The following is a 25,406-nucleotide window of genomic DNA, read 5'->3' on the forward strand; positions in this document are numbered from 1 at the left end:
ATGAAAAATATTCTTTTTCTAATATCTTTACTACTACTGTCTATTACTTGTTTTGCACAAAATTCCGAATTAAATACTGAAAATTCAAATATTGTTTTAATAAAAGGTCGAGCTTATGAAAATACTCCTGAATTTAATCTTAATGATTCTATTCAGAAAAAATTATTTTTAGATAAAATTGAAGCTGAAAAAAATTTAAATTCTTCAAGATTCATCCCTTTTTCAAGATTACAAAGTTCAGTTTTTCTGTGTAATAATGGAGGTTTTGAAGAATTTGAAAACACAAACAATACCTTTACTTTAAAAAATTACAGTTATGGCATAGGATCACCAATGAATCCTATGCAATGTAAAGATGTTTATGTAAATGCTAACCAAGGAATAACACAATATAACCCAAACGCAATTGGTTTAATGGCTACTACGGTACCATCGAATTATTATGATGAGTATATTGGCAATATTAACGGATTTGATCAATATGTTTTAAAAATAAATCATAAAAATTCTTCCATAACATCTGGTGTTGTACAAACGAAACGTTTTAAAACAAATAATGAAACTGAAGTAAAATTTAATTTTAAAGCAGTACTTCAAAGTATATCAGGATCTGATCATTATGATGAGCAACCGTATTTTAAGGCCAAAATTATTAAAAATAATATTGTAGTTAGTGAGTTTTGTTTAATTGGAGATCCAAACAACTGTATTTTCACTCAATATGAATCATCAAATAATGGAAGTATTATTCTTTATACTGAAAATTGGCAATCAGGTATTTTAGATATTTCTTCTATTCCAAACAACGAAGATTTCATAATAGAATTTATTGCTTCAAGATGTGGATTAGGTGGTCATTTTGGCTACACTTATATAGATGATTTATGTTTATTACACTCTGATGAAAATTTACAAGGTAGCATTCAATTAAATCCATTATTTGAAATTTGCCCTACATTTCCATTATCGGTTTGTGGAACATTTACAATTCCTAATTCAGGTGGAGTCAGCGCAAATGTTCAATCCATACAAATAAAAGTTTTAGATCAAAATAATCAAATTGTTTATACTTCATCTAATCCTTCTCAATTAAACTTGAGCACCAAAACTTTCTGTTTTCAAATTAATGCAAACGATTTACCTAATGTAACAAATAACAACTACAATGTTCAAGCAATTATAAATTACGGAATAGTTCCAGGAAATACCACTTGTTCAGGAACCAACTTTGCAAGCGCATCTGACAGTGATGCAAATACAGGTTGGGATATTTCCTTTCTAAATTGTTTACCAGATTGCGATTATAAGCCTACAACTACAAATTTATTTAAATGCGATTTAAATGGAGATGGAAAAGAGTTTTTTGACTTAACAAACTGTGAAAGTGCAATAATAAACAACTCTTCTAATTACACTTTTAATTATTATGCCAATCAAAATGATGCTTACAACGATGTAAATTCAATACCAAATTTTCAAAATTTTGAAAGTTATACTTCTGCCATTTTTGTTAGAGTTATAAAAGACGTCACATGCTATAAAATAATACCAATACAACTTACGGTTAAAAACCCGTTTACAACTATTTCGGGAATTTTAAATGTTTGTAGTGGTAGCACCACATTAACGGCATCTCAAGGAGCAAACTATCTTTGGTCAACAGGTGAAATCACTCAAAGTATTAGTGTAACTTCTGTTGGTACTTATTCCGTTACCGTAACAGATAATTTTGGATGTATTTCTACTAACAGTGTTACAATTTTACCAAATCAAGTAGCTGTTTTACCAACAATTGAAATTCAACAACCAAGTTGTCATATAATGTACGGAACAATAACAGTTACCTCACCTGCTTCTGAATATAGCTACGATGGCGGAGTAACTTGGACAACATCGAATACGCTAACCAACCTAAATCCAGGAACTTATCAGGTTAAAATAAGAACAATAATGGGATGTGAATCTTACAATTCGCCAATCATTATTCGCCCTATATTACTCAGTACACCCTATGTAACTTATACAAATCCTTCTTTTTGTGGCGATTTTGGCTCTATTACAATACAAACCCAAGCTACTGAATATAGTTTTGACGATGGTCTAACTTGGTCAACTAATAATGTTGCCACAAATCTACCTATTGGATTATATACCGTGAGAATAAAAGACACTGATAGTTGTATATCCAATCCAAAAATTATTTCAATTGAAGGTGTTTTCTTAAACACTTTAGATTATAATGTTGTTGAACCTTACTGTTCCAATTTAGGAAGCATAACAATTACAACTCCAGCTAGTGAATATAGTTTTGATGGAGGGAATACTTGGCAAACATCTAACATACTTAATAATGTCACTGCTGACACCTATATTTTAAAAATAAAAAATGCATTAGGATGTACCTCTCCTAATTATTATGTTTATGTTAGAAGTTTAGAAAGTATTCAACCTGCCTATACAATTGATCCTGCAGGATGTAATAAATATGCTAGTGTTACAATAACAACTTTTGGAGATGAATATAGTTTTGATGGAGGACTAACATGGAGTACATCAAATACGTTAGGAAATTTAAATCAAGGCAATACAGTTAACATTAAAGTAAAAAGAGGAAATTGTCAATCGTTAGCAACTACAGTTTATATTTCATCTACCTTTTTACCATTACCTAACACACAAGATTTCGCAACTCTTATTTGTGATAATGGCAACAATGGTAACGAAATAGTTGATTTAAGACAATTTAATCAAAACATTATAAGCAATCCGAATAATTATAATTTTACCTATTATAATTCGCTTATTGGAGCACAAAATCAAACAGCATCAGATCAAGTAACTACTTTTTCAAATTATAATTTAAACCAAACAGATAAAACGTTTTTTGTTCTAGTAAGAGACAACTTTGGATGTTACCAAATCAGTGATCTGCATTTAACTTTAATACCAACTCCTATAATCACTCTAAACAATCTGTATTACTTATGCGAAAACTTTACTGTTACTCTAACTGAAGACAGTTATTTTGATAGTTATTTATGGTCAACTGGAGAAACAACACCATCAATAGTAGTTAATCAACCAGGAAATTATAGTTTAACAGTAACTGAAATTCATGGAAGTGTTATATGTTCTACAACTAAAAGCGTAACTGTTGTTTTATCAAACCCAGCTACAATTGGTCCATTCGAAACATCAGACTGGACAGAACAAGACAATACAATTACTGTAAATGTTACCGGTTTAGGCAATTATGAATATTCATTAAACGGAATTGAATATCAAGACAGTCCACTATTTTCAAACTTACCTAATGGAGAATATACCATATTTGTTAGAGACAAAAACGGTTGTGGCGTAAGTTTTGACGAAATTTATTTACTAATGCATCCTAGATATTTCACTCCAAATGATGATGGATACAATGATTACTGGAGAATTAAATTTTCGGAAAATGAACCTAATCTAAAAATTTTAATTTTTGATAGACAAGGTAAATTTATAACTCAATTTGGGCCAAACGACTTAGGTTGGGATGGCAAACACAATGGAGAAAAATTACCATCATCCGATTATTGGTTTGTAGTAAAAAGAGAAAATGGTAAAGAACATAGAGGTCATTTTACTTTAAAACGATAATTTTTTGAGATATGCGCACAAAATTTTTAATCATCTTCTTAAGTGTTTTATTTATTTCTTGCGAAGAAAAACATGCATTAAGACTTAATCTAACACCTGGAAAAATTTACAAACAAACCGTTTTAACTCAAAGTCACATTTATGAGGATGATATCGATTCTTGGGCAGATGTTAAAGTATCAACATTTTATAAGATCGACTATAAAGTTACAAAACGAGAGGATTCAATTTTTACACTTAGTTGTAAGTTAAAAGAAATGATAATAGAATTTGAATCAGATTTTGATAATAAAATTATTGATTCTAAAGAACGAGATAGCGGAAATCCTTTAGATAAAATCATTTCTAACATGATAAACAAAGAATTTTTTGTTGTTATTAATGAAAAAGGTAAAGTAAAAGAAATAAAAAATACAGATAATTTATATAAAAACTTATTTGACGGCATTCCGCAAATCACCGAAGAACAAAAACAAAAAGTAGCTAAAACATTCAAGGAAAGTTTTAACGATAAAACATTTAAAAATAATTTAGAAAATGGATTCTACATGATTCCATCTGAAGAAGTGGCATTAAAAGAATCGTGGACAAACACTTTTAAAACGGAATTAAATGGCACCAAAATGAATTTAAAAAACACTTTTACTTTAACAAAGTTAAAACCAAACAAATATGCAATCATTGCTGGAAAATCTTTTATTACAGCTAAAATAAACAAAGAGAAAAGCAATGCCGATTTAAATGGAAAAATGACCTCAAAATACAAACTAAACCCTTTTAACGGTTGGATAAAAGAAGCTCTTATTACCCAAGAAATGAAAGGAATGATGGAAATTACCGAAAACAACCAAAAAAGAAAAACTCCAATTAAAATATATAACCGAATTATGATTAGCGGGTATTAACTAATAATAAACTACTGTTAAAACCATTCAACAAATAATGTAATTTAGTATTTTAGCAAAAAAATAATTGCCAAAATGCCAAACGACTGTATAACGTATCAAAATTCAGGATATTTTTCAAAACTAATCGTAGATTATTTAGACCAAAAGGCTGAATTAAAAACGTTATATAATCGATTTCCAAGATTAGAAAATTTCAAACTTCAAATTGAAGAAAAAAGTAAAAATTTTCCAATTGAAAATCGTGAAATTTTAGTCAATGCATTACTAAATCAATATCAGAAGTTTGAAATTTCAGAAGCTACTTCTACTAACATTGAACTTTTAAAAGATTCAAAAACCTTTACCATTACAACTGGTCATCAGTTGAATTTATTTACTGGGCCATTATATTTTTTATATAAAATTATATCCGTTATTAATTTAACAAAGGAATTAAAAACGGCTTATCCCGAAAATAATTTTGTTCCTGTGTACTGGATGGCAACTGAAGATCATGATTTTGATGAAATCAATTTTTTCAATTTCAAAGGCAAGAAAATACAGTGGAAAAAAGATAGTAAAGGACCGGTTGGGAGATTAAACACTTCTGGATTAGAAGAAGTTTTTGAGCAATTTTCAACTGAGCTAGGCTTAGGAAATAATGCCAATTATCTTCGAGAATTATTTAAAAATTCCTATTTAGAACATGATAATCTAACAGATGCAACTCGTTATTTAGCTAATGAATTATTCAAAAATGAAGGTTTAGTCATTTTAGATGGTGATGATTTAGAGCTAAAAAAACTATTTATTCCTTATGCTAAAGAAGAATTATTACATCAAACATCATTTAAAAAAGTTAACGAAACGCTTCCATTACTAAAAGAATATAACGTTCAGGTAAATCCAAGGGAAATTAACTTATTTTACATTCAAGATAATTTACGTGAGCGCATTATTTTAGAAAATGGAAATTACAAAATCAATAACACACAATTATCATTTTCAGAAAGCGAGATCTTAACTGAATTAGAAAATAATCCAAAGAATTTTAGTCCGAATGTAATTTTACGTCCGTTGTATCAAGAGGTGATTTTACCTAATCTTTGTTATATAGGTGGCGGTGGCGAATTAGCGTATTGGTTAGAACTAAAATCAAATTTTGAAGAGAATAATATCACCTTCCCTATTTTGTTACTTCGTAATTCTGCTTTAGTTGCTACAAAAAAGCAAGTTGAAAAATTGGAAAAATTAGGGTTAAATTGGTCTGATATTTTTCAAAATCAACAAAATTTAATAAATGAGAAAACCAAAGAATTTTCAGACTTAACTATAGATTTTGGCGAACAAAAAGCATTTCTTAAAAATCAGTTTGAAGCATTGTATACCATTGCAAATAAAACTGACAAATCATTTATAGGAGCTGTAAAAGCACAAGAAGTAAAACAATTAAAAGGTTTAGAAAATTTAGAAAAAAAATTACTCAAGGCTGAAAAAAGAATTTATTCCGAAAAATTAGAACGAATTATTCAACTTCAAAACGAATTATTCCCAAATCAATCTTTACAAGAAAGAAAATCAAATTTCGCAGATTTCTACAATGAGATAACAAATTTTGAAGCTTTTTTCTCACTTTTATACTCTGATTTACAACCACTAAAGCAAAATTTCTCATTAGTTATTGTTTAAAAAAATCGACCAAATACTTTTTTGTTCGATAAAAAACAATATATTTAATTTTTTAACATCAATTTAAGGTAAAAACTACGTTTTATAACAATTTTACCGCACAATGTTATAATATTATTATATTTGCACACCTAAATTAATAACTAAACTTATGAAAAAAATTACGTTTTATTCTACATTATTAATTACTCTTTTATCATTATTTGCATTTAAAAACAGTCTAGTTGATATTGACTTAATAAAAATTCAAGGAGGAACTTTTAAAATGGGTTCAAAAGATTCTGATGGTTTAGCGGATGTCGATGAACAAAAAGAGCATACTGTAAATTTAAATACATTTGAGATTAGCAAATTTGAAGTTACAGTATGGGAATGGAAACAATTCATCAAAGCTAACAAAATGAAAATGCCAGAAAAACCAACTTGGGGATGGCAAGATAATTACCCAATAAACGGTGTAACCTGGAATGAAGCTATTGCTTATTGTAACTGGCTAAGTAAAAAAGAAAAACTACAACCAGCCTACACTAAAAAAGGTCCTAATTTTGTTTGTAATTTCAAGGCAAACGGATACAGACTTCCAACAGAAGCGGAATGGGAATTTGCAGCAAAAGGTGGCGCTTCATCAAAATCCTTTAAATACAGTGGTAGCAATAATTTAGATGAGGTTGCTTGGCACAAAGGAAATAGCAAAGGAACACCACATACAGTAGGAACAAAACTACCTAACGAATTAGGAGTTTACGACATGAGCGGAAATGTTTGGGAATGGTGCTGGGATTGGTACAATAAAGATTTCTACAAATTAGAAAAAGGAGACAATCCTAGAGGTCCAGAAATGGGAGAAAGAAGAAGTGTTAGAGGTGGATCATGGGATAGTCAACAAAACTATGTAAGACCCGCTAATAGAATTTCAACAGAACCTAATAAAACACATGAGTTTTATGGTTTTAGAGTTGTTAGAACTATTACAAAATAATAAAAAAACAATATTGCAAAACCTAATTAAAATGGTACCTTTGCAAAAAATTTAAAAAATGGCAACAAACAGAACTTTTACAATGATTAAACCAGATGCTGTAGAAAACGGACATATTGGTGGTATCTTAAACATGATTACAGAAGGTGGTTTCAAAATTGTTTCTTTGAAATTAACTCAATTAACTATTGCTGATGCACAAGCTTTTTACGCTGTTCACGCTGCAAGACCATTTTTTGGTGAATTAGTTGAATTTATGACAAGAGGTCCAATTGTAGCTGCTATCTTAGAAAAAGAAAATGCAGTTGAGGATTTCAGAACTTTAATTGGAGCTACTAATCCTGCTGATGCAGCTGAAGGAACTATCCGTAAAAAATATGCTACTTCAATTGGAGAAAATGCAGTTCACGGATCTGATTCTGATGAAAATGCAGCTATTGAAAGTGCTTTCCATTTTTCAGGAAGAGAGCAATTCTAATTTTTAGAATTATCATATAAAAAAATCCCGATTCAATGAATCGGGATTTTTTTTACTTATATTTTTCCATTATCTCTTTCACAACCATATCTGTTTGCAAAAAACGAGCTTTTCGTTCCAAATTTTTTGGTGGTGCAACTCTTTCTAAACAATCTGAAATTGAACAAGATTCGCAAGTTACTCCAACTTTTCTTCGTTTAATATTTTCATCTTGCAAAAAAGCTATTCTACTTAAAGAATGTTGATTAATCATAATGCCTAAAGCAATACTTCTATAATAACCTTTTCTAAAAGGATCTTTTGTAGCCGAAGAAATTACAAAATATTCATTATCCGTATGATTATAAGAAGATATCTGACTATCTAATACATGATTTTCAGTTGTTTCTGTCAAATCTTGAATTGTTTTTAAAGATATCCATCTACGACAGTAATGTTCATTGCGTTCATTTGCATGTGGTTCTAATAAATTTGTAATGTGTAATTCTTTGGTTAACTGAAAATCACCACGTTCAGGTTTATAACTAAATCTCAAAAAGAATAAATTTTTCAGATTAAAATCTTTTGGTAACACATTCGTTAATCGTTGATAAAAGGTTTCTGGAGAATCTGTAAAGCCTTCCATCAACATTTGAAAATCATTAGTAGAAAAAGTTTTCTTATCAAAAAAAGTTTTAAGTGATGCTACTAGTGATTTACGCGGAATTAATAAAGCTCCTGCAAAATATGAAGCTATAAAATTATTTAAAACTTGATCAAAACTATCAAATTTTATCCATGAAAAAGTAAACAATCTATCAGTTATATTCAAAAAATTGTAAGCAATTTCTTTTGCATAAATAAACATTCGTTGCGAATCATCAGTTTCAGACGAAACCAAAAGAGTTTTAGAACTTGGCACAAAAACAGAACGTAAATTATTCAATTCCTTATGCTGGGTTAACTCATCATTCTCAATTGTGTAACCGTATTCTTCAACTAAAATTTCTTCAAAATCTTTTGAATTTAACCGTTTATTCAAATCTAGTGAATATGCTTTGGCAAATTTTTCAACCTGTAGCTCAATTTCTTCAAAGTAATTATTATTTGCTTCCTGATATGAACGTAAAGCAGCTAAAAAGAAACTTTCACGTGTTAAATTATAGTGTTTAGCAATTTCAAAAAGTGTACTAATAAAGGCATTAACCTTTACAGGAGCTTCTGCAATAATATCAATTAAATCGCTTTCTTTAATTCCAAAAATATCTAATGGAATCTCTTTTAGAATTCTAGACTGCAAAATCTCTCCAATTGGCGCCAAATTTTTATCCAATTTTAAAGAAACTAATTGATCGTATGTTGTTTCTAAAGCTTCAGATAAAAGTACAATCTTATCTCTTTTAGGATATTTTTTTCCTTTTTCAATTTCGTTTAAATACGATTTAGACAAACCTGTCATTTTTGCCAAACCAAACAACGATAGATTTTTTTCGGTTCTAATTTGTTTCAATTTTAAACCAAAAATCAAACGGATATATTCTTCTTCAATCATCAATCAACTATTTAAAAAAATTAGAAACCTTTAAACTCTTTGCCTCATTTTACAATAAAAAACAAATATAATACATTTTTGCGAAAAATATTTTTTATGCTTTTTTTACATTTTTGCGAACGTTCGCTTGTTTTATGTTTTTTAATTTTATAATATTGTACCAATCAAACAAATAAACTTTCTAATTATGGAAACGAATATCTCACAACTTCAAGTAAAACAACAAGAAAAGTATCCTGAAATCCTTTCAGATGATGCTTTATTATTTATAGAAAAGCTACAAGTAAAATTCAATCCAAAAAGATTAGAATTACTAGAAAAGCGAAAAGAACAACAAAAAAGTTTTGATTTAGGTGAAAAGCCTCATTTTCCAAAAGAAACATTAGAAATAAGAAATAGCAATTGGACTGCTGCACCAATCCCTGAAATTTTGCTAGACAGAAGAGTTGAAATTACAGGACCTGTTGACAGAAAAATGGTTATTAATGCATTAAATTCTGGCGCAAAAGTCTTTATGGCAGATTTTGAAGATAGCTGCTCTCCTACTTGGTCTAACTTATTAGATGGGCAACAAAATTTAAAAGATGCTATAAACAAAACCATTTCAATAGAACAAAATGGAAAAAAATATCAATTAAATAATAATCAAACAGCCACACTTTTAGTCCGTCCAAGAGGCTTGCATTTAGAAGAAAAAAACATTCAATTAGATGGGAAAAATTTTTCTGGCGCATTAGTAGATTTTGGTTTATTCTTTTTCCACAATGCAGAAACTCTAATAAAACAAGAATTAGCTCCATTTTTCTATTTACCAAAATTAGAACATTATGAAGAAGCTCGTTGGTGGGATGATGTTTTTTTATATTCACAAGACTACTTCAAAATTCCAATCGGAACAATAAAAGCAACCGTTTTAATTGAAACAATTACTGCAAGTTTTCAATTAGATGAAATCATATATGAATTAAAAGATCATATGGCAGGATTAAATTGTGGAAGATGGGATTACATTTTTTCATACATCAAAAAACTAAAATTACAGTCTGGTTTTATGATTCCAGACAGAGACCAAGTTACAATGACTAGCCCTTTTATGAGTGCCTATTCGCAAAGAGTAGTTCAAGTTTGCCACAAAAGAAATGTACTAGCAATAGGCGGAATGGCAGCGCAAATTCCTATAAAAAATGACGAACATGCAAATGAAATAGCATATGAAAAAGTAAAATCAGATAAAGAAAGAGAAGTTAAAAACGGACACGATGGCACTTGGGTAGCTCATCCAGGATTAGTACCGCTAGCAATGAAAGTTTTCAACGAAAATATGCCAACAAAAAACCAAATGCATATTAAAAGAGCTGAATTGAATATAACAGAAGAACAATTGTTAGAACTTCCGAAAGGAACCGTAACAGAAAACGGAGTCCGTAAAAATATCAATGTTGGAATTTTATACATCGAATCTTGGCTTATGGGAGTTGGAGCAGCAGCTTTATATAATTTGATGGAAGATGCGGCCACAGCTGAAATCTCAAGAACACAATTATGGCTTTGGTTACATAAAGAAGTTATTCTTGAAAATGGAGAAAAATGCACCGCAGAATTATATCAAAAATACACCTCTGAAGAGTTAATCAAAATCAAAGATTATGTTGGAGAAGAACAATTTAATTCAGGAAAATTTGAATTAGCGACTAAACTTTTCACAGATATGATATTAAATTCAGAATTAGACGACTTTTTAACCTTGAAAGCATACGAATATATAGACTAACAAAAAAAACTGCCGAATGCTGCAACATCCGACAGTTTATCCATAAATAATTATAAAATAATAACTATCTAAAAACACCACAAAATTATGAAAACTGAAGAAAGAATTCAACAATTAGTTACCGATTGGACAACAAATCCAAGATGGAAAGGTATCGAAAGACCTTACACCGCGGAAAAAGTAGTAGAACTGCAAGGTTCATATCAAATTGAATATTCTATCGCACGCCGTGGAGCTGAAATTCTTTGGAACAAATTAAACAATCAAGATTGGGTTGCAGGTTTAGGCGCACTAACAGGAAATCAAGCTATTCAAGAAGTAGAAGCTGGACTAGAAGCTATTTATTTGAGTGGCTGGCAAGTAGCTGCAGATGCCAACGTTGCTGGAGAAATGTATCCCGATCAATCTTTATATCCTGCTAACAGTGTTCCATTAGTTGTTAAGCGTATTAATAACGCATTGTTACGCGCCGACCAAATTCAGTCTGTGAACAAAGTTGAAAATAAAAAAGATTATTTAGTTCCAATTGTAGCCGATGCAGAGGCGGGTTTTGGAGGCAACTTAAATGCTTTTGAACTTATGAAAAGCATGATTGAAGCTGGGGCTGCAGGAGTTCACTTCGAAGACCAACTTTCATCTGCAAAAAAATGTGGCCATTTAGGTGGAAAAGTATTAGTTCCAACACAAGAAGCTATCAATAAATTAATTGCTGCACGATTAGCGGCTGACACAATGGGAGTTCCAACATTAATTGTGGCTCGAACTGATGCTGATGCCGCCAATTTATTAACCAGCGACATTGATGAAAGAGATAGAAAATTTATTACAGGAGAGAGAACTCCTGAAGGATTTTTTTACGTAGAAGCAGGAATTGAACAAGGAATTGACAGAGGATTGTCATATGCTCCTTATGCTGATTTAGTTTGGTTAGAAACTTCTACACCCGATTTAGAAGAAGCAAGAAAATTTGCCGCGGCTATCCATAAACAATATCCTGGAAAATTATTAGCTTATAATTGTTCTCCATCATTCAATTGGGCAGCAAAATTATCAGTTGCGCAAATGGAAACATTCCGTGAAGATATTGCTAAATTGGGATATAAATTTCAATTTATAACATTAGCTGGATTCCATGCTTTAAATACTTCAATGTTTGAATTAGCTTTAGCATACAAACGCAAAGGAATGGCAGGATATTCAGAATTACAAGAAAAAGAGTTTGCTTTACAAGCTGAAGGATTTAGAGCTGTAAAACATCAAAACTTTGTTGGAACAAGTTATTTTGATGAAGTTCAAAATGCTGTGACCGCAGGATTATCTTCAACTGTAGCCATGAAAGATTCTACAGAAACTGCACAATTTTAACCTTATTAATTTTTAATTTTGAGTTTGTTGAAGCCCCATTGGATAAAGAATTGGGGCTTCTTTTTATCGTAAAACTAAATTCGTTACTAAATCTTTTCTGAGTTCTTCATTTATCATCTTGATGATTTTTTCTTTCCCATAACTTAGTTCTTCTCTTAAAACCGCTGACGATAAAGCTACATACAATGTAGAACCTTTGAGCTGAATTTCGGTTGTGTAATTATTTACTCCATTTCCCATTAAATTTTTCCAAGCATCTCGAACATTAACTACATCCATACCTGCTTCCAACTTATTTTGAGAAATAAATTGTTTTAATACATCTCCTATCGGACTCTCTTCGTTAAATCGCTTAGCCATTTTATTTTACTGAAAATTTTGCTGGTCTTTTGTAATAATATTCAATCTCTTGTTGATTTTTTACAACTAATTTATCCTTAGTTAATTCGATAATTTCTTCCTTCCAGGAAGCATATTTAGTTTTATATTGAAGTAAAGCATCTCCATCCTTAACAACCACAACAACATCTTCTTGAATATCATTAGTTAAATACGTCCCGTCTAATTGAGGCATTACTTTCTTTCTAAAACCTTTATTAGCTTCTATTTTAAAGAAATCAATAGTTTCATTTACTTTATATTCTTTCTTGTCTCCATCGGGAAGCTCTACTTTTTCAATTTCCCAATAACCGTTTAAATTCGAAAGATCAGCCTCGGTAATTTTCTGCTTACACGAAAGAACTGATACTAAAACAATTAACAAAAGAATTCTTTTCATACTAATATTATCTAATTAGATTATAAAATTACAATTAAAATTTATTTGAATTAAACTATTCTGTATTTTTATTGTCTAACTTTAATAAGTCTTAAAAATAATTTAGCTATGAAAAAAATATCATTACTTTTTATCTTGGTTACTTCATTATGGAGTTGCAATTCAGATGATGGAAATTCATCAAATGAGGAAGCTATGTATTTTCCTCCAATTGGTTCATCAACATGGGAAACTAAAACAGTAGCATCACTTGGATGGAATGAAACCCAAGTACAACCCTTGTTAGATTATTTAGAATTAAAACATACTAAAGGCTTTATCATTCTTCACAATGGAAAAATTGTAATGGAAAATTATTTTAATGGTCATAGCTCCAATGATCCATGGTACTGGGCGAGCGCAGGTAAAACTTTAACAGCTACCGTAACTGGAATTGCCCAACAAGAAGGCTATTTAAACATCAATAACAAAGTTTCAGATTATCTAGGAACGGGTTGGACAAGTGCTCCAATTGCTAAAGAAAATTTAATTACTAATAAACACCTTTTAACCATGACGTCAGGTTTAAACGATGCTTTAGGCGATGATGTTTCTCCCGCAAACTTACAATATGTTGCTGATGCCGGAACACGATGGGCGTACCATAATGTTTATGTTAAATTACAAGATGTTGTAGCACAAGCAACTGGCCAAACATGGACAAACTATTTTAACACTAAACTTAGGGATAGAATCGGAATGACAGGTGGCGCATGGATACAAAGTGATGGCTTAAGTATCTATTGGAGCACAACAAGAAATATGGCTCGTTTTGGTTTATTAGCATTAAATAAAGGAAAATGGGAAAACAATCAGATAGTACCAGAAAGTTATATGCAAAATGCAACAACTACATCACAAAATTTAAATTTAGCTTATGGTTATTTGTGGTGGCTAAATGGAAAATCAAGTTTTAGATTACCACAAAGTCAATTACAATTTAACGGAACTCTAATATCATCAGCACCTAGTGATATGTATTGTGCTTTAGGTAAAAACGATCAAAAAATATACATCGTTCCAAGTAGAAAATTAGTTATTATTAGAATGGGAGATGTTGCAGATGGTGTAAATTTTGCATTATCAGATTTTGACGAGACTTTATGGGAAAAAATAAGTGCTGTTATCAACTAACAGCACTTGTTTTTATTTTTTGACTTTCTTTTTACCACTTGTAAACTTAATTAACAAGTACATAAATATGGCAAAAGACGCCAAACGTAATGTTAAAAATATAAAGTCATAATCACTGAATGGAATGGCAACTAAAGCCATAATAACAGCTACTAAAAGAAGCTGAACAGTTCTGTATTTTAAAAGTTCTTTCACCGTTTAAATCTTATTTAAAAAACGAATCTACAAATTCGTATTTATTAAACACTTGTAAATCTTCAATTCCTTCACCTACTCCAATGTATTTTACAGGAATTTGAAACTGATCTGAAATTCCAATTACAACTCCACCTTTTGCAGTTCCGTCTAACTTAGTAACTGCTAAACACGAAACTTCTGTTGCTGCAGTAAATTGTTTGGCTTGTTCAAAAGCATTTTGCCCTGTTGAACCATCTAAAACCAAAAGTACATCATTTGGTGTATTTTCCACCACTTTTTGCATTACTTTTTTCACTTTAGAAAGTTCGTTCATCAAACCAACTTTGTTATGTAAACGACCTGCTGTATCAATAATAACTACATCAGCATTTTGAGCTACGGCACTTTGTAATGTATCAAACGCAACAGATGCTGGATCACTTCCCATTTGTTGTTTTACGATTGGTATACCAACTCTATCTGCCCAAATTTGCAACTGATCAATTGCGGCAGCTCTAAAGGTATCTGCAGCACCTAAAACAACGTTGTAACCCGCTTTCTTAAACTGATAAGCTAATTTACCAATAGTAGTTGTTTTTCCTACTCCATTAACACCTACTACCATAATTACATATGGCTTTGTGTTTGCTGGAATTTCAAACTGCGTTGCTTCACCTGAATTAGTTTCAGATAACAAACCTGCAATTTCTTCACGAAGAATACCGTTTAATTCATCCGTCCCTAAGTATTTATCTCTTGAAACGCGTTCTTCAATTCGTTCAATAATCTTTAATGTTGTATTTACACCAACATCTGAAGAAACCAAAATTTCTTCTAAATTATCTAAAACTTCCGCATCTACTTTAGATTTTCCCGCAACAGCTTTGGTTAGCTTAGAAAAAAAGGATGTTTTGGATTTTTCTAAACCTTTATCTAAAGTTTGTTTTGCCTCTTCGCTAATAGCTTGATCTTTCTTATCGGAAGAGAATATTTTTTTAAAAAAACTCATACTAAAATCAGGATTTAAGTTTTTACGGTTAAACTATTTTGGTTCCAAATCCATTTATCAGACAAATGTAAAAATAAAAAAGCTACTTTCAAACGAAAGTAGCTCATCTATATAATGTAAAATGAATTATTTCTTTTTCAAGAATTCATCAACTTCTTCTGGAGTCATAACTGATTCAACGAAAGTATAAGCACCAGTTTTTGGAGACTTAACCATTTTGATAGCTTTAGTTAATCTTTTAGAAGCTGTTTGTAAAGTTGCTACGGTTTTCTTTGCCATGACTTATCTTATTTAATTTCTTTGTGAACAGTTACTCTTTTTAAGATTGGATTAAATTTTTTAATCTCTAATCTATCTGGAGTGTTTTTTTTATTTTTTGTAGTAATGTAACGAGATGTTCCAGGAACTCCTGAAGTCTTGTGCTCTGTACATTCTAAAATAACTTGGATTCTATTACCTTTCTTTGCCATTTTGATCTATGTTTTAAGGATTATACAGATTTAACAAATCCGTTAGCTTTTGCATTTTTCAATACAGCAGCAATTCCATTTTTATTAATCGTTTTTAAAGCAGCGGTTGAAATTTTCAACGTTACCCATCTATCTTCTTCAGGAATATAAAAACGTTTTTTAACTAAGTTAACAGAGAATTTTCTCTTTGTTTTATTCATAGCGTGAGAAACATTGTTTCCTACCATCGCTCTTTTACCTGTAAGTTCACAAACTCTTGACATTATTTCTAATCTTTATTTCGTTATCTAAAATCAGGGTGCAAAGAAACAAAATCGATTTCATATACACAACTATCTTTTACTATTTTTTTAAAATTTCTTTATAAATGAGTTCCAATGCTTTACTCACCCCTCTATCAATAACCTTTTCACGTGGTTGACCAAAGTTAAATTCTTCAACAAAAACTTCATCAGGCGTAGCAATTCCAATAAAAACTGTCCCTAATTCAGCATCTTCATCTCCTTTTGTTGGTCCAGCATTTCCTGTTGTAGCAATCGCATAATCTGAATTCATTATTTTTTGAACCGATTTAGCCATTTCAGAAGCTACCTCAGCACTCACCACTCCATGTTTTGCAATCAAATTTTCATCTATACCTAAAATATCAATTTTAGCTTGTGTTGCATAACTCACAACACTTCCTCTAAAATAATTTGAAGCCCCAGGTACAGCCGACAAAGTTGCCGCAATTTTTCCCCCCGTACAACTTTCGGCTGTTGAAATTGTTAGTTTTTTTTCCGTTAACAATCTTCCTAAAACCACCTCAATTGGCTCATCTTCATTATAGCCTACAATAACGTCATGAATTAATAAATCAAGCTTTTCAACTTGATGTTTTATTTCATTTTTCAACAACTCTTCATTCGTACCTCTTGCTGTTAACCTCAAGCGAACTTTTCCCGGACTAGGTAAATAAGCCAATTTTATAAAATCAGGCAAATTATCTTCCCATTCTTCAATTTGTTCAGCAATCATACTTTCTCCTCGACCATACGTCATAATAGTTTGATGTACAATATAAGGACGTTCAAATTTTTGAACTAAACTTGGAATAACTTCGTTATCAATCAAATACTTCATTTCGTATGGAACTCCAGGCAACGAAATAAAAACCGTATTTTCTTTCTCCATCCACATTCCTGGCGCCGTTCCTGCTTGATTAAAAAGTACTTTTGCTTTTGTTGGAACTAAAGCTTGTTCTCTATTAATTTGAGTAATTGGACGCTTATAAAAACCTTCAATTATAGATTTTACATGTGTTAAAACCGCTTCGTTTTCAATCAATTCATCATCAAAATAATCGCAAAAAGTTTTCTTAGTAATATCGTCTTTAGTTGGACCTAATCCACCTGTTACGATAACCACTTCCACTTTATTTTGAAGCAAATGAAACGTATCTAAAATATGGTGTTTATCATCGGAAATCGACAACATTTCATGCGTTGCAATCCCAATTTTATCGAGCGCTTTGGCGATGTAAGAAGAGTTCGTATCAACAATTTGACCAATAAGTATCTCATCGCCAATGGTAACTATAGCAGCTTTCATTTTAAATATTTAATAGATTTGGGGAGATTTATGAAAAATAACTTTACAGTTTAAAATCTTTCTTGATTTCTTTAACTGCTAAATCAATTCTATCTTTCAATGATTTGAATACTTCTTTAATTTCTTTTCGTTTGCCTTCAGCTTTTGCCCAAGTCATAATTTGGATATTTTCTTCGTAAGCTAAATCCATACCAAGCAAATCCAATGTAGGTTTTATTTTATGACATGAAGAATATGTTCTTGTATAGTCTTTTTCTTCAATTGCGACTTTAATTGACTTTATTTCAGCCGGAACTTCCTCCAAAAATAAAGTCACAATTTGTAATGCAAATTCAATATCATTTTCTGAAATTTCATACACTTTCGCTAAATTATATTGTAATGCCATAACTACCTAATTTGAATTTTAAACATCGATTTTCCTTCTATAAAACCCTCTAAAACATCACCTTCAGTCACTTTTGCAACACCTTTTGGAGTTCCTGTAAAAATAATATCTCCTATTTTTAAGGTGAAATATTGTGAAACATAAGCAATTAACTCATCTATTTTCCACAACATTAAACTCGTGTTACTTTCCTGAACGGTGGTTCCATTTGATTTTAACTCAAAGTTAATATTTTCTAACGAAGTATAATTTTTTTTCGATGTAAAGCTTCCAATTACCGCTGAATGGTCAAATGCCTTTGCTTTTTCCCACGGCAACCCTTTCTCTTTCAGTTTACTTTGCACATCACGAGCTGTAAAATCGATTCCTAAACCAATTTCTTCATAATATTTATGAGCAAATTTAACATCGATGTGTTTACCCACTTTACAAATTTTAACTAAAATTTCCACTTCATGATGAATATCATTACTAAAAGCAGGAATGACAAATGGATTTTTATTAGGCAAAATAGAAGAATCGGGTTTCATGAAGATAACCGGTTCTGTTGGTCTTTCATTATTTAATTCCGAAATATGGTCAGCATAATTGCGCCCGATACAGATTATTTTCATAATTCTAGTGATTAGTAAATAGTGAAAAGTAATTAGCAACTATTCACTAATTACCTTTCACTAATCGCTTTATTTAGTATTTAACTTTCTTAATTTAATTCCTGTTAGTACTTTTTTAGTATACAATGGAAAATCAGCATTTTGAATCCAGCCAAAATAACCTGGTTCTTTATCAAAAACTTCTTCAACCAAAGCGCCTTTATGTTTTCCAAAAGTAAAAATTTCTTTTCCATCGTTATTTAATGCGATGAATCCAGCAAAGTCAACCGATTTTTTACGCGTTGTGAATTCAGCTAACGATTTCATATCGTTTTCTAAATTCTCGTAACGATCTAATTGCGCTTTTAAGATTTCGTAAGTAGCCATCGTATCCGCTTCAGCACTATGAGCGTTTTCTAAACTTTGTCCGCAATAGAATTTGTAAGCCGCACTTAAAGTACGTTCTTCCATCTTATGAAAAATCGTTTGCACATCAACTGAAACTCGGTTTTTCATATCAAAATCAACCTCAGCACGCAATAATTCTTCAGCTAAAAGCGGAATATCAAATCGGTCCGAATTAAATCCAGCCAAATCTGAATCTTTAATCATGTTATGGATTTGAGAAGCCAATTCTTTGAATGTTGGCTCATTCGCTACTTTTTCATCCGTAATTCCATGAACTGCTGTAGTTTGTGGCGGAATTGGAATCGTAGGATTCACCAACCAAGTTTTACTTTCTTTATTTCCGTTTGGATATACTTTGAATATTGAGATTTCTACGATTCGGTCTCTTGCTACATCAATTCCTGTAGTTTCAAGGTCGAAAAAGCAGATTGGGCGTGTTAATTTTAATTCCATAGCATTTATATATGTGACAAAGATAGAAAAACCCGACAGGTTTTTAAAATCTGTCGGGTTTATATGCTAAAATAAATTTTGATTAAATATCTCTATTGATATCCCAAGCTTCTAAATAATCGGCAACGCGTTTTACAAAACTTCCTCCTAATGCTCCATCAACTACTCTGTGATCATAAGAGTGCGATAAGAACATTTTTTGACGGATTCCAATGAAATCACCTTCTGGAGTTTCGATAACTGCTGGTACTTTTCTGATAGCTCCTAAAGCTAAAATACCTACTTGTGGCTGGTTGATAATTGGCGTTCCAAAAACAGAACCAAAAGTTCCAACATTCGTAACCGTATATGTTCCACCTTGTGTATCGTCTGGTTTTAATTTTCCTGCTTTTGCACGGTTTCCTAAATCGTTAACTGCTTTTGCCATTCCAACTAAGTTTAATTGGTCAGCGTTTTTAATTACAGGAACGATTAAGTTTCCGTTTGGTAAAGCTGCCGCCATTCCTAAATTAATATTTTTACGTTTGATGATAAACTCACCATCAACCGAAATATTCATTCCTGGGAAATCTTTCAAAGCTTTTGCAACTGCTTCCATGAAAATTGGCGTAAAAGTTAACTTCTCACCTTCTCTCTTTTCGAAAGCATTCTTAACTTTATCTCTCCATTTTACGATGTTAGTAACGTCAACTTCAATGAACGACTGAACGTGAGCCGAAGTTTGTACCGAAGCTACCATGTAACCCGAAATCAACTTACGCATTCTGTCCATTTCCACAATCTCATCACCACCATTTACAGAAACTGGAACAGCTTGAGCTACTGGAGCTGGAGTTGCTTTTGGAGCCGCCGCTGGTGTCACCACAACTGCAGGCTGACTTCCTCTATTTTTAATGTAATTTAGTAAATCTTCTTTGTTTACACGACCATCTTTACCAGAACCAGCAATAGATTCTAGTTCTGCTAAAGAAATTCCTTCTTCTTTCGCAATGTTTTTAACTAAAGGTGAAAAGAATTTATCTGATGCCGAAAAATCAGCTGGAGCTACAGTTTCCTTTGCAACTTCAACTGCTTTCGCTACTTCTGCAACAGCAACTGGCGCTTCTACTTTAACTTCTGGAGTTGCTGCAACGGCTCCACCTTCCGTTTCGATAATAGCGATTGTTTGTCCCACTTGAACTACATCATCGGTATTAAATAAAATTTCAACAAGTGTTCCTGCAACTTCTGAAGGCACTTCGCTGTCTACTTTATCAGTAGCAATTTCAAGTACTGCTTCGTCCATTTCAATTTTATCACCAACTTTTTTTAACCAGTTAGTAACTGTTGCTTCTGCAACACTTTCACCCATTTTAGGTAATTTCAATTCAAACTTTGCCATATCTTTAAACTAAAGTTGTGTTTTTGTATTTGGTTTGCAAAAATACTAATTTTTCGTTCGATTTTTAAAGAAATCAATAATTTTTTATAACAAAATTATTTGTCCTCTATCGTTCGAATTATTGCTTCCAATTAAGTAATTCGAACTCGAAATGTAATTCTTAAAACTTAGATTTTTACTCTTATTTAACTGCATAAAAGTAATAATTTCAGCAAAACTAAAAGTAGTGGTATCGAATATTATTTCAAGATTTTTTTGAGATTGATTCTCAAATTGATTAAAATCAGACAAATAAGTTGCTTTTTTTGATAGATTCAATTCTAAATTTTCTCTTGAAAAAACGATATATTCATCAATAATCCGAACTTCATTCTTTTGTTGATTCTTCTTCAAAAGACTAAAAGCAAAACTTCCAACTTGCATCATCAGATCAAAAAACCATGATTTCTTGAAATGTTTTTTATAGAAAAACTGCATCGCTTCACGGAAACGTTTCATATACATTCCATCTCGAACAGTACTCTCGCCTTTATAATGAATTACCGAAGTTTCGTGAAAATAATAATTCGATTTTCCCGTTTTCAAAACCAAATAACTCAAATCAATATCATCCGAATACATGAAGCAATTTTCATCAAAACCACCGACCTCAAGATACAATTCGCGCTTCATTACCATAAAAGCTCCTACCAAAATATCTACTTTCCCAGATTCGTTCTCCGATAAATGCTGGGCATAATATTTTCCAAAATAATTGGAAATTTTATACAATCCGAAAATCTTAGTAAAAGCCACCCAAGGTGTTGGAACGCCACGTTTGCTTTCGGGAAGGAAATTTCCTGCACCATCAATTAATTTACAACCGATAATTCCAGTGTTCATTTGCCAGTTTTTAGTGTTCAGTATTTTTGAAAAAGTATCTTCTGCAACTACAGTGTCGGGATTCAAAATACAAATGTAATCTCCTTTGGCTTTGGCAACTCCGATGTTATTTCCTTTTGGAAAACCTAAATTAGCTGTATTTTCAATAAGGTTTATGTGTGGAAATTTGGTTTTTATCATCTCACAACTATCATCAGACGAAGCGTTATCAATGACAATAATTTCGCCATCAATGCCTTCCAATGCTTTTTGAACACTGAGCACACATTGCTCTAAAAAATAGCGGACGTTGTAGTTGAGAATGATGACGGATAGTTGCATAAATTTATTGAGAATCTTTTTTGTTGTTCCAAAAATACACTAATTCGACTTTTTTATCTTTCTCAATAATTCTATAAAATAACGATGTTTGTTTGAATATAACTATTTTATAAACATTTTTATGAATTTGCCCAATTAAAGGATTAATCGATAACCTTTTTAAATTTTCATCAACTAACATGACAAAATCATCAACTTCTTTTTGATTCCATTTTAAAAAAATAAAATCAATTTCTTCCATATAAGTTTCAACAGCTAAAGCAACCCAAACAACCTTATATTCCATTCAAAAAAGGATATTTCTTTTTCAAATTAGACATAACTTCTTTATGTGTAAAAACAAGACCTTTGTCTGCTTGTTCAATACCCAGCTCAATTGCTTTTTGAACATGTTCTGGCAATTGCTCCCAAGCATCATTACCAGCAACAACTTCACTTTTCGGAGTTACTTCATAAGCTTCTGTTGGTTCTTCTATTTTATTTTTCTTTTTGGAAGTCATCAATTGCATTTTCACAAAGTTAGGAAATAATCTATAATCTTTAGATACAATAAACTATTTTTGCACCTCTAAATTCTAACTTCAGAATTCTAAATTAAAAGAATGAATTACCTATCAGTCGAAAATATCTCAAAATCTTATGGTGAACGTGTTTTGTTTGACAACGTTTCCTTTGGAATTAACAAAGATCAAAAAATAGCTTTTATTGCAAAAAACGGTTCAGGAAAAACCACTATTATGAACATGATTAATGGTTTGGATGAACCTGACACAGGTCAAGTGGTAGTTCGAAAAGAGATTAACATGGCGTTTTTGTCGCAAAACAATAATTTGCAAGACGAATTAACCATTGAAGAAAATATTTTTGCTTCGGATAATGAAATTCTGAAAGTAATTGAACGCTACGAAAAAGCCTTAGAAAATCCGAATGACGAAGAAGCGTATCAAAGAGCTTTTGACGATATGGACCGCCATAACGCTTGGGATTTTGAAACGCAATTCAAGCAAATTCTATACAAACTGAAGTTGGAAGACTTGAAAATGAAAGTCAAAAATATGTCAGGTGGACAAAAAAAGCGTCTTTCGTTAGCCATTATTTTGATTAGTAAACCTGATTTATTGATTTTAGACGAGCCAACCAATCACTTGGACTTAGAGATGATTGAATGGTTAGAAGATTATTTTGCTAAAGAAAACATAACGTTGTTTATGGTTACGCACGACCGTTTCTTTTTAGAACGTGTTTGTAACGAAATAATCGAATTAGATAACGGAAAAATATACCAATACAAAGGAAATTACTCGTACTATTTGGCAAAAAAAGAAGAACGTCAAATTTCAGAAAATGCTACTATTGACAAAGCGCAAAACTTATTCGTAAAAGAATTAGCTTGGATGCGTCGTCAACCAAAAGCAAGAACTACCAAATCAAAATCGCGTCAAGATGATTTTTACAAAATTAAAGAAGTTGCCGAAAGTCGAAGAAAAGAAAATGTTGTAGAGCTCGAAATCAACATGGAACGCATGGGAAGCAAGATTATTGAAATGGTAAAATTGAATAAGAATTTCCCTGACCGAACCATTTTAAAAGATTTCAGCTATTCGTTTCAACGTGGTGAACGCATTGGAATTATTGGCAAAAATGGAACAGGAAAATCGACTTTCTTAAATATTTTAACCCAAACTATTCAACCTGATTCGGGTAAAGTGATTATTGGCGACACCATTAAAATTGGGTATTACACACAAAGTGGTATCAACCCGAAACCAGGACAAAAAGTAATTGATATCATCAAAGAATATGGCGAATATATTCCGTTAACTAAAGGAAAAATTATTTCGGCTTCGCAATTATTGGAACGCTTTTTATTTGATGCCAAAAAACAATACGATTTCGTAGAAAAATTAAGTGGTGGCGAATTAAAACGTTTGTATTTATGTACGGTTTTAATTCAAAATCCGAATTTCTTGATTTTAGATGAGCCAACAAATGATTTGGATATTGTAACGCTGAACGTTTTAGAAAGTTTCCTTTTAGATTATCCTGGCTGTTTGTTAGTAGTGAGTCACGACAGGTATTTTATGGATAAAATCGTAGATCACTTATTTGTTTTTAGAGGTGAAGGTGAAATCGAAGATTTCCCAGGAAATTACTCGGATTTTAGAGCGTATGAAGATTCGGCAGAACCAAAAGTTTTGAATTCGGTAAGTACTGAAAAAACAAATTGGAAAGAAAAACAAACGGCTTCAACCGGATTGAGTTTTAATGAACAGAAGGAATTCAATAAAATTGAAAGAGAAATCAAAGATTTAGAATACAACAAAAAACAAATCGAACAAGAATTCGCCGACGGAAAAGTTGCGGATGATAAAATTGAAACGAAAGCCAACGAACTACAAAAAATCATTCAAACTTTAGAAGAAAAAGAAGAACGTTGGTTTGAATTATCGAGCAAAATGGAATAATAATTAGTATTCAGTCGCAGTAAGCAGAGAAAACTGTGACTGAAAACTGTGACTGAAAACTGTGACTATAATTAAATCCTACATAAAATTCCTTTTCCATTCCAAAAACGAACATGGAGTGCATTCGCCATTTGTGTTTGATTTAGTTACGAAATGTTTTTATGACAACACCAAATATCCAGAATACGAAACCTTAAAATCGTATAGAAAATCGCTTTTAGAAAATAAAAACACGATTGAAGTAACCGATTTTGGTGCTGGTTCACGAGTTTTTAAATCAAATACCAGAGCAATTTCAAAAATCGCACAAACCGCTGGAATTACTCCAAAAAATGCAGAACTACTTTTTAGAATTGTTCGTTATTTTCAACCAAAAAGCGTTTTAGAAATTGGCACTTCATTAGGATTGGCTACTTCTGCACTTTCATTGGGAAATAAAAATTCGGACATTATCACTTTAGAAGGTTGTCCAAATACGCAAAAGCAAGCGCAAGTTCAATTGCAAAGTCAAGAACAAAATTCAAATTTTCAAAATATTGAATTTATTAACACCGAATTTTCAAGTTATTTCAAAACCCTTAACCTTTCACCCATCACCCATCACCTAATCTATTTCGATGGCAATCATTCCAAAAAAGCGACTTTAGATTATTTTGAAGCCTTACTTCCAACGAATTCAAATGATTCCGTTTGGATATTCGATGACATCCATTGGTCAGCTGATATGGAAGAAGCTTGGGAAATCATAAAAAATCATCCAAAAGTTTCGGTTACAATTGATACGTTTCAATGGGGAATTGTGTTTTTTAGATCCGAACAAGAAAAGGAACATTTCATCATCAATCCAAATAAAACCATAAGTTCGCATTTGTTTGAAAGAATTCGTTTTTAGTTGTAACAAAATCCTTTCTTTTTCTACTTATAATAGAATCGGAATTTAAAACTTCTGAAATCATAATTCGTTAATCAACATTCGACA

The 25,406-nt window shown here is 31.4% G+C and carries 25 protein-coding genes; 10 read left to right on the forward strand and 15 right to left on the reverse strand.

From position 1 onward, the window contains the following. The 5 genes from IM755_RS06040 (at position 1) to IM755_RS06060 (ending at position 7,672) form a co-directional block, all read left to right on the forward strand. Positions 1-3,639, forward strand: coding sequence for a T9SS type B sorting domain-containing protein (locus tag IM755_RS06040; protein WP_194094756.1), 3,639 nt, complete (start codon positions 1-3; stop codon positions 3,637-3,639). A gap of 11 nt (positions 3,640-3,650) precedes the next feature. Further along, on the forward strand, positions 3,651-4,544 hold the full coding sequence (locus tag IM755_RS06045; protein WP_194094758.1) for a DUF6263 family protein: 894 nt from the start codon (positions 3,651-3,653) through the stop codon (positions 4,542-4,544). 75 nt (positions 4,545-4,619) lie between these two features. Then, entirely contained in the window at positions 4,620-6,215 is a 1,596-nt protein-coding gene (gene bshC, locus IM755_RS06050) for a bacillithiol biosynthesis cysteine-adding enzyme BshC (RefSeq protein WP_194094760.1), read from the forward strand. A gap of 151 nt (positions 6,216-6,366) precedes the next feature. Next, positions 6,367-7,194 carry a formylglycine-generating enzyme family protein gene (locus IM755_RS06055; RefSeq protein ID WP_026724612.1) on the forward strand — a complete coding sequence of 276 codons (828 nt, stop codon included), beginning with the start codon at positions 6,367-6,369 and terminating at the stop codon, positions 7,192-7,194. Between the two features lie 58 nt (positions 7,195-7,252). Further along, positions 7,253-7,672 carry a nucleoside-diphosphate kinase gene (locus tag IM755_RS06060; RefSeq protein ID WP_026724611.1) on the forward strand — a complete coding sequence of 140 codons (420 nt, stop codon included), beginning with the start codon at positions 7,253-7,255 and terminating at the stop codon, positions 7,670-7,672. A 52-nt stretch (positions 7,673-7,724) separates the two neighbouring features. Here IM755_RS06060 and IM755_RS06065 read toward each other — a convergent pair whose 3' ends face one another. Continuing rightward, positions 7,725-9,200, reverse strand: a complete 1,476-nt coding sequence (locus IM755_RS06065; protein WP_194095372.1) for a helix-turn-helix domain-containing protein — start codon at positions 9,198-9,200, stop codon at positions 7,725-7,727. A gap of 190 nt (positions 9,201-9,390) precedes the next feature. Between IM755_RS06065 and aceB the strand changes: the two genes are divergently transcribed. Together aceB and aceA are read left to right on the forward strand one after the other, a co-directional pair. Next, positions 9,391-10,974 (forward strand): malate synthase A, encoded by a 1,584-nt coding sequence (gene aceB, locus IM755_RS06070; RefSeq protein WP_194094762.1) that lies wholly within the window; start codon positions 9,391-9,393, stop codon positions 10,972-10,974. A gap of 87 nt (positions 10,975-11,061) precedes the next feature. Next, positions 11,062-12,339 (forward strand): isocitrate lyase, encoded by a 1,278-nt coding sequence (aceA, locus tag IM755_RS06075; RefSeq protein ID WP_194094764.1) that lies wholly within the window; start codon positions 11,062-11,064, stop codon positions 12,337-12,339. A gap of 63 nt (positions 12,340-12,402) precedes the next feature. Here the strand turns inward: aceA and IM755_RS06080 are convergent, their stop codons facing one another. Together IM755_RS06080 and IM755_RS06085 are read right to left on the reverse strand one after the other, a co-directional pair. Continuing rightward, complete coding sequence (locus tag IM755_RS06080; RefSeq protein ID WP_194094766.1) at positions 12,403-12,699, reverse strand: DUF721 domain-containing protein; 297 nt, start codon at positions 12,697-12,699, stop codon at positions 12,403-12,405. Position 12,700: 1 nt separating this feature from the next. Beyond that, the gene (locus tag IM755_RS06085; RefSeq protein ID WP_194094768.1) at positions 12,701-13,117 is read right to left on the reverse strand and encodes a lipocalin family protein; all 417 of its coding nucleotides are present in this window, start codon (positions 13,115-13,117) and stop codon (positions 12,701-12,703) included. A 108-nt stretch (positions 13,118-13,225) separates the two neighbouring features. On the opposite strand from IM755_RS06085, the gene IM755_RS06090 reads away from it, so the two are divergent. Beyond that, positions 13,226-14,290 (forward strand): serine hydrolase domain-containing protein, encoded by a 1,065-nt coding sequence (locus tag IM755_RS06090; RefSeq protein WP_194094770.1) that lies wholly within the window; start codon positions 13,226-13,228, stop codon positions 14,288-14,290. A 205-nt stretch (positions 14,291-14,495) separates the two neighbouring features. Here the strand turns inward: IM755_RS06090 and ftsY are convergent, their stop codons facing one another. The 12 genes from ftsY to IM755_RS06150 all read right to left on the reverse strand — a co-directional run bounded on the left by ftsY (position 14,496) and on the right by IM755_RS06150 (position 22,471). Next, a complete protein-coding gene (ftsY, locus tag IM755_RS06095) occupies positions 14,496-15,476 on the reverse strand; it encodes a signal recognition particle-docking protein FtsY (protein ID WP_194094773.1) in 981 nt (326 codons plus the stop codon). A gap of 126 nt (positions 15,477-15,602) precedes the next feature. Then, complete coding sequence (locus IM755_RS06100; RefSeq protein WP_014389076.1) at positions 15,603-15,755, reverse strand: DUF4295 domain-containing protein; 153 nt, start codon at positions 15,753-15,755, stop codon at positions 15,603-15,605. An 8-nt stretch (positions 15,756-15,763) separates the two neighbouring features. Then, the gene (gene rpmG, locus IM755_RS06105; RefSeq protein ID WP_008253902.1) at positions 15,764-15,946 is read right to left on the reverse strand and encodes a 50S ribosomal protein L33; all 183 of its coding nucleotides are present in this window, start codon (positions 15,944-15,946) and stop codon (positions 15,764-15,766) included. Positions 15,947-15,966: 20 nt separating this feature from the next. Continuing rightward, positions 15,967-16,209, reverse strand: coding sequence for a 50S ribosomal protein L28 (rpmB, locus tag IM755_RS06110; RefSeq protein WP_008253904.1), 243 nt, complete (start codon positions 16,207-16,209; stop codon positions 15,967-15,969). 79 nt (positions 16,210-16,288) lie between these two features. Then, on the reverse strand, positions 16,289-17,536 hold the full coding sequence (locus IM755_RS06115; protein ID WP_194094775.1) for a competence/damage-inducible protein A: 1,248 nt from the start codon (positions 17,534-17,536) through the stop codon (positions 16,289-16,291). A 43-nt stretch (positions 17,537-17,579) separates the two neighbouring features. Then, entirely contained in the window at positions 17,580-17,924 is a 345-nt protein-coding gene (locus tag IM755_RS06120; RefSeq protein WP_026724601.1) for a hypothetical protein, read from the reverse strand. Between the two features lie 2 nt (positions 17,925-17,926). Continuing rightward, positions 17,927-18,538, reverse strand: a complete 612-nt coding sequence (locus tag IM755_RS06125) for a fumarylacetoacetate hydrolase family protein (RefSeq protein WP_194094777.1) — start codon at positions 18,536-18,538, stop codon at positions 17,927-17,929. Positions 18,539-18,607: 69 nt separating this feature from the next. Then, a complete protein-coding gene (locus tag IM755_RS06130) occupies positions 18,608-19,378 on the reverse strand; it encodes a 3'-5' exonuclease (RefSeq protein WP_194094779.1) in 771 nt (256 codons plus the stop codon). Between the two features lie 82 nt (positions 19,379-19,460). Further along, positions 19,461-20,759 (reverse strand): dihydrolipoamide acetyltransferase family protein, encoded by a 1,299-nt coding sequence (locus tag IM755_RS06135; protein ID WP_194094781.1) that lies wholly within the window; start codon positions 20,757-20,759, stop codon positions 19,461-19,463. 84 nt (positions 20,760-20,843) lie between these two features. After that, a complete protein-coding gene (locus IM755_RS06140) occupies positions 20,844-21,962 on the reverse strand; it encodes a glycosyltransferase family 2 protein (RefSeq protein WP_194094783.1) in 1,119 nt (372 codons plus the stop codon). Positions 21,963-21,966: 4 nt separating this feature from the next. After that, the gene (locus IM755_RS06145) at positions 21,967-22,248 is read right to left on the reverse strand and encodes a type II toxin-antitoxin system RelE/ParE family toxin (RefSeq protein ID WP_194094785.1); all 282 of its coding nucleotides are present in this window, start codon (positions 22,246-22,248) and stop codon (positions 21,967-21,969) included. After that, positions 22,238-22,471 (reverse strand): hypothetical protein, encoded by a 234-nt coding sequence (locus IM755_RS06150; RefSeq protein WP_194094787.1) that lies wholly within the window; start codon positions 22,469-22,471, stop codon positions 22,238-22,240. The genes IM755_RS06145 and IM755_RS06150 overlap by 11 nt, the downstream gene beginning before the upstream one ends. A gap of 93 nt (positions 22,472-22,564) precedes the next feature. On the opposite strand from IM755_RS06150, the gene IM755_RS06155 reads away from it, so the two are divergent. Both IM755_RS06155 and IM755_RS06160 read left to right on the forward strand, forming a co-directional pair. Continuing rightward, complete coding sequence (locus IM755_RS06155) at positions 22,565-24,427, forward strand: ABC-F family ATP-binding cassette domain-containing protein (protein WP_194094789.1); 1,863 nt, start codon at positions 22,565-22,567, stop codon at positions 24,425-24,427. A 61-nt stretch (positions 24,428-24,488) separates the two neighbouring features. Then, the gene (locus tag IM755_RS06160; protein ID WP_194094790.1) at positions 24,489-25,319 is read left to right on the forward strand and encodes an O-methyltransferase; all 831 of its coding nucleotides are present in this window, start codon (positions 24,489-24,491) and stop codon (positions 25,317-25,319) included. The last annotated feature ends 87 nt before the right edge of the window (positions 25,320-25,406 follow it).

Source organism: Flavobacterium proteolyticum, from assembly GCF_015223105.1.
Classification (GTDB): Bacteria; Bacteroidota; Bacteroidia; order Flavobacteriales; family Flavobacteriaceae; genus Flavobacterium; species Flavobacterium proteolyticum.

What these genes read in the sequence shown, in the direction of transcription:
- IM755_RS06040 (WP_194094756.1), top strand. Translation starts at nt 1, where the DNA reads ATGAAAAATATTCTTTTTCTAATATCTTTACTACTACTGTCTATTACT.
- IM755_RS06045 (WP_194094758.1), top strand. Translation starts at nt 3,651, where the DNA reads ATGCGCACAAAATTTTTAATCATCTTCTTAAGTGTTTTATTTATTTCT.
- bshC (WP_194094760.1), top strand. Translation starts at nt 4,620, where the DNA reads ATGCCAAACGACTGTATAACGTATCAAAATTCAGGATATTTTTCAAAA.
- IM755_RS06055 (WP_026724612.1), top strand. Translation starts at nt 6,367, where the DNA reads ATGAAAAAAATTACGTTTTATTCTACATTATTAATTACTCTTTTATCA.
- IM755_RS06060 (WP_026724611.1), top strand. Translation starts at nt 7,253, where the DNA reads ATGGCAACAAACAGAACTTTTACAATGATTAAACCAGATGCTGTAGAA.
- aceB (WP_194094762.1), top strand. Translation starts at nt 9,391, where the DNA reads ATGGAAACGAATATCTCACAACTTCAAGTAAAACAACAAGAAAAGTAT.
- aceA (WP_194094764.1), top strand. Translation starts at nt 11,062, where the DNA reads ATGAAAACTGAAGAAAGAATTCAACAATTAGTTACCGATTGGACAACA.
- IM755_RS06080 (WP_194094766.1), bottom strand. Translation starts at nt 12,699, where the DNA reads ATGGCTAAGCGATTTAACGAAGAGAGTCCGATAGGAGATGTATTAAAA.
- IM755_RS06085 (WP_194094768.1), bottom strand. Translation starts at nt 13,117, where the DNA reads ATGAAAAGAATTCTTTTGTTAATTGTTTTAGTATCAGTTCTTTCGTGT.
- IM755_RS06090 (WP_194094770.1), top strand. Translation starts at nt 13,226, where the DNA reads ATGAAAAAAATATCATTACTTTTTATCTTGGTTACTTCATTATGGAGT.
- ftsY (WP_194094773.1), bottom strand. Translation starts at nt 15,476, where the DNA reads ATGAGTTTTTTTAAAAAAATATTCTCTTCCGATAAGAAAGATCAAGCT.
- IM755_RS06100 (WP_014389076.1), bottom strand. Translation starts at nt 15,755, where the DNA reads ATGGCAAAGAAAACCGTAGCAACTTTACAAACAGCTTCTAAAAGATTA.
- rpmG (WP_008253902.1), bottom strand. Translation starts at nt 15,946, where the DNA reads ATGGCAAAGAAAGGTAATAGAATCCAAGTTATTTTAGAATGTACAGAG.
- rpmB (WP_008253904.1), bottom strand. Translation starts at nt 16,209, where the DNA reads ATGTCAAGAGTTTGTGAACTTACAGGTAAAAGAGCGATGGTAGGAAAC.
- IM755_RS06115 (WP_194094775.1), bottom strand. Translation starts at nt 17,536, where the DNA reads ATGAAAGCTGCTATAGTTACCATTGGCGATGAGATACTTATTGGTCAA.
- IM755_RS06120 (WP_026724601.1), bottom strand. Translation starts at nt 17,924, where the DNA reads ATGGCATTACAATATAATTTAGCGAAAGTGTATGAAATTTCAGAAAAT.
- IM755_RS06125 (WP_194094777.1), bottom strand. Translation starts at nt 18,538, where the DNA reads ATGAAAATAATCTGTATCGGGCGCAATTATGCTGACCATATTTCGGAA.
- IM755_RS06130 (WP_194094779.1), bottom strand. Translation starts at nt 19,378, where the DNA reads ATGGAATTAAAATTAACACGCCCAATCTGCTTTTTCGACCTTGAAACT.
- IM755_RS06135 (WP_194094781.1), bottom strand. Translation starts at nt 20,759, where the DNA reads ATGGCAAAGTTTGAATTGAAATTACCTAAAATGGGTGAAAGTGTTGCA.
- IM755_RS06140 (WP_194094783.1), bottom strand. Translation starts at nt 21,962, where the DNA reads ATGCAACTATCCGTCATCATTCTCAACTACAACGTCCGCTATTTTTTA.
- IM755_RS06145 (WP_194094785.1), bottom strand. Translation starts at nt 22,248, where the DNA reads ATGGAATATAAGGTTGTTTGGGTTGCTTTAGCTGTTGAAACTTATATG.
- IM755_RS06150 (WP_194094787.1), bottom strand. Translation starts at nt 22,471, where the DNA reads ATGCAATTGATGACTTCCAAAAAGAAAAATAAAATAGAAGAACCAACA.
- IM755_RS06155 (WP_194094789.1), top strand. Translation starts at nt 22,565, where the DNA reads ATGAATTACCTATCAGTCGAAAATATCTCAAAATCTTATGGTGAACGT.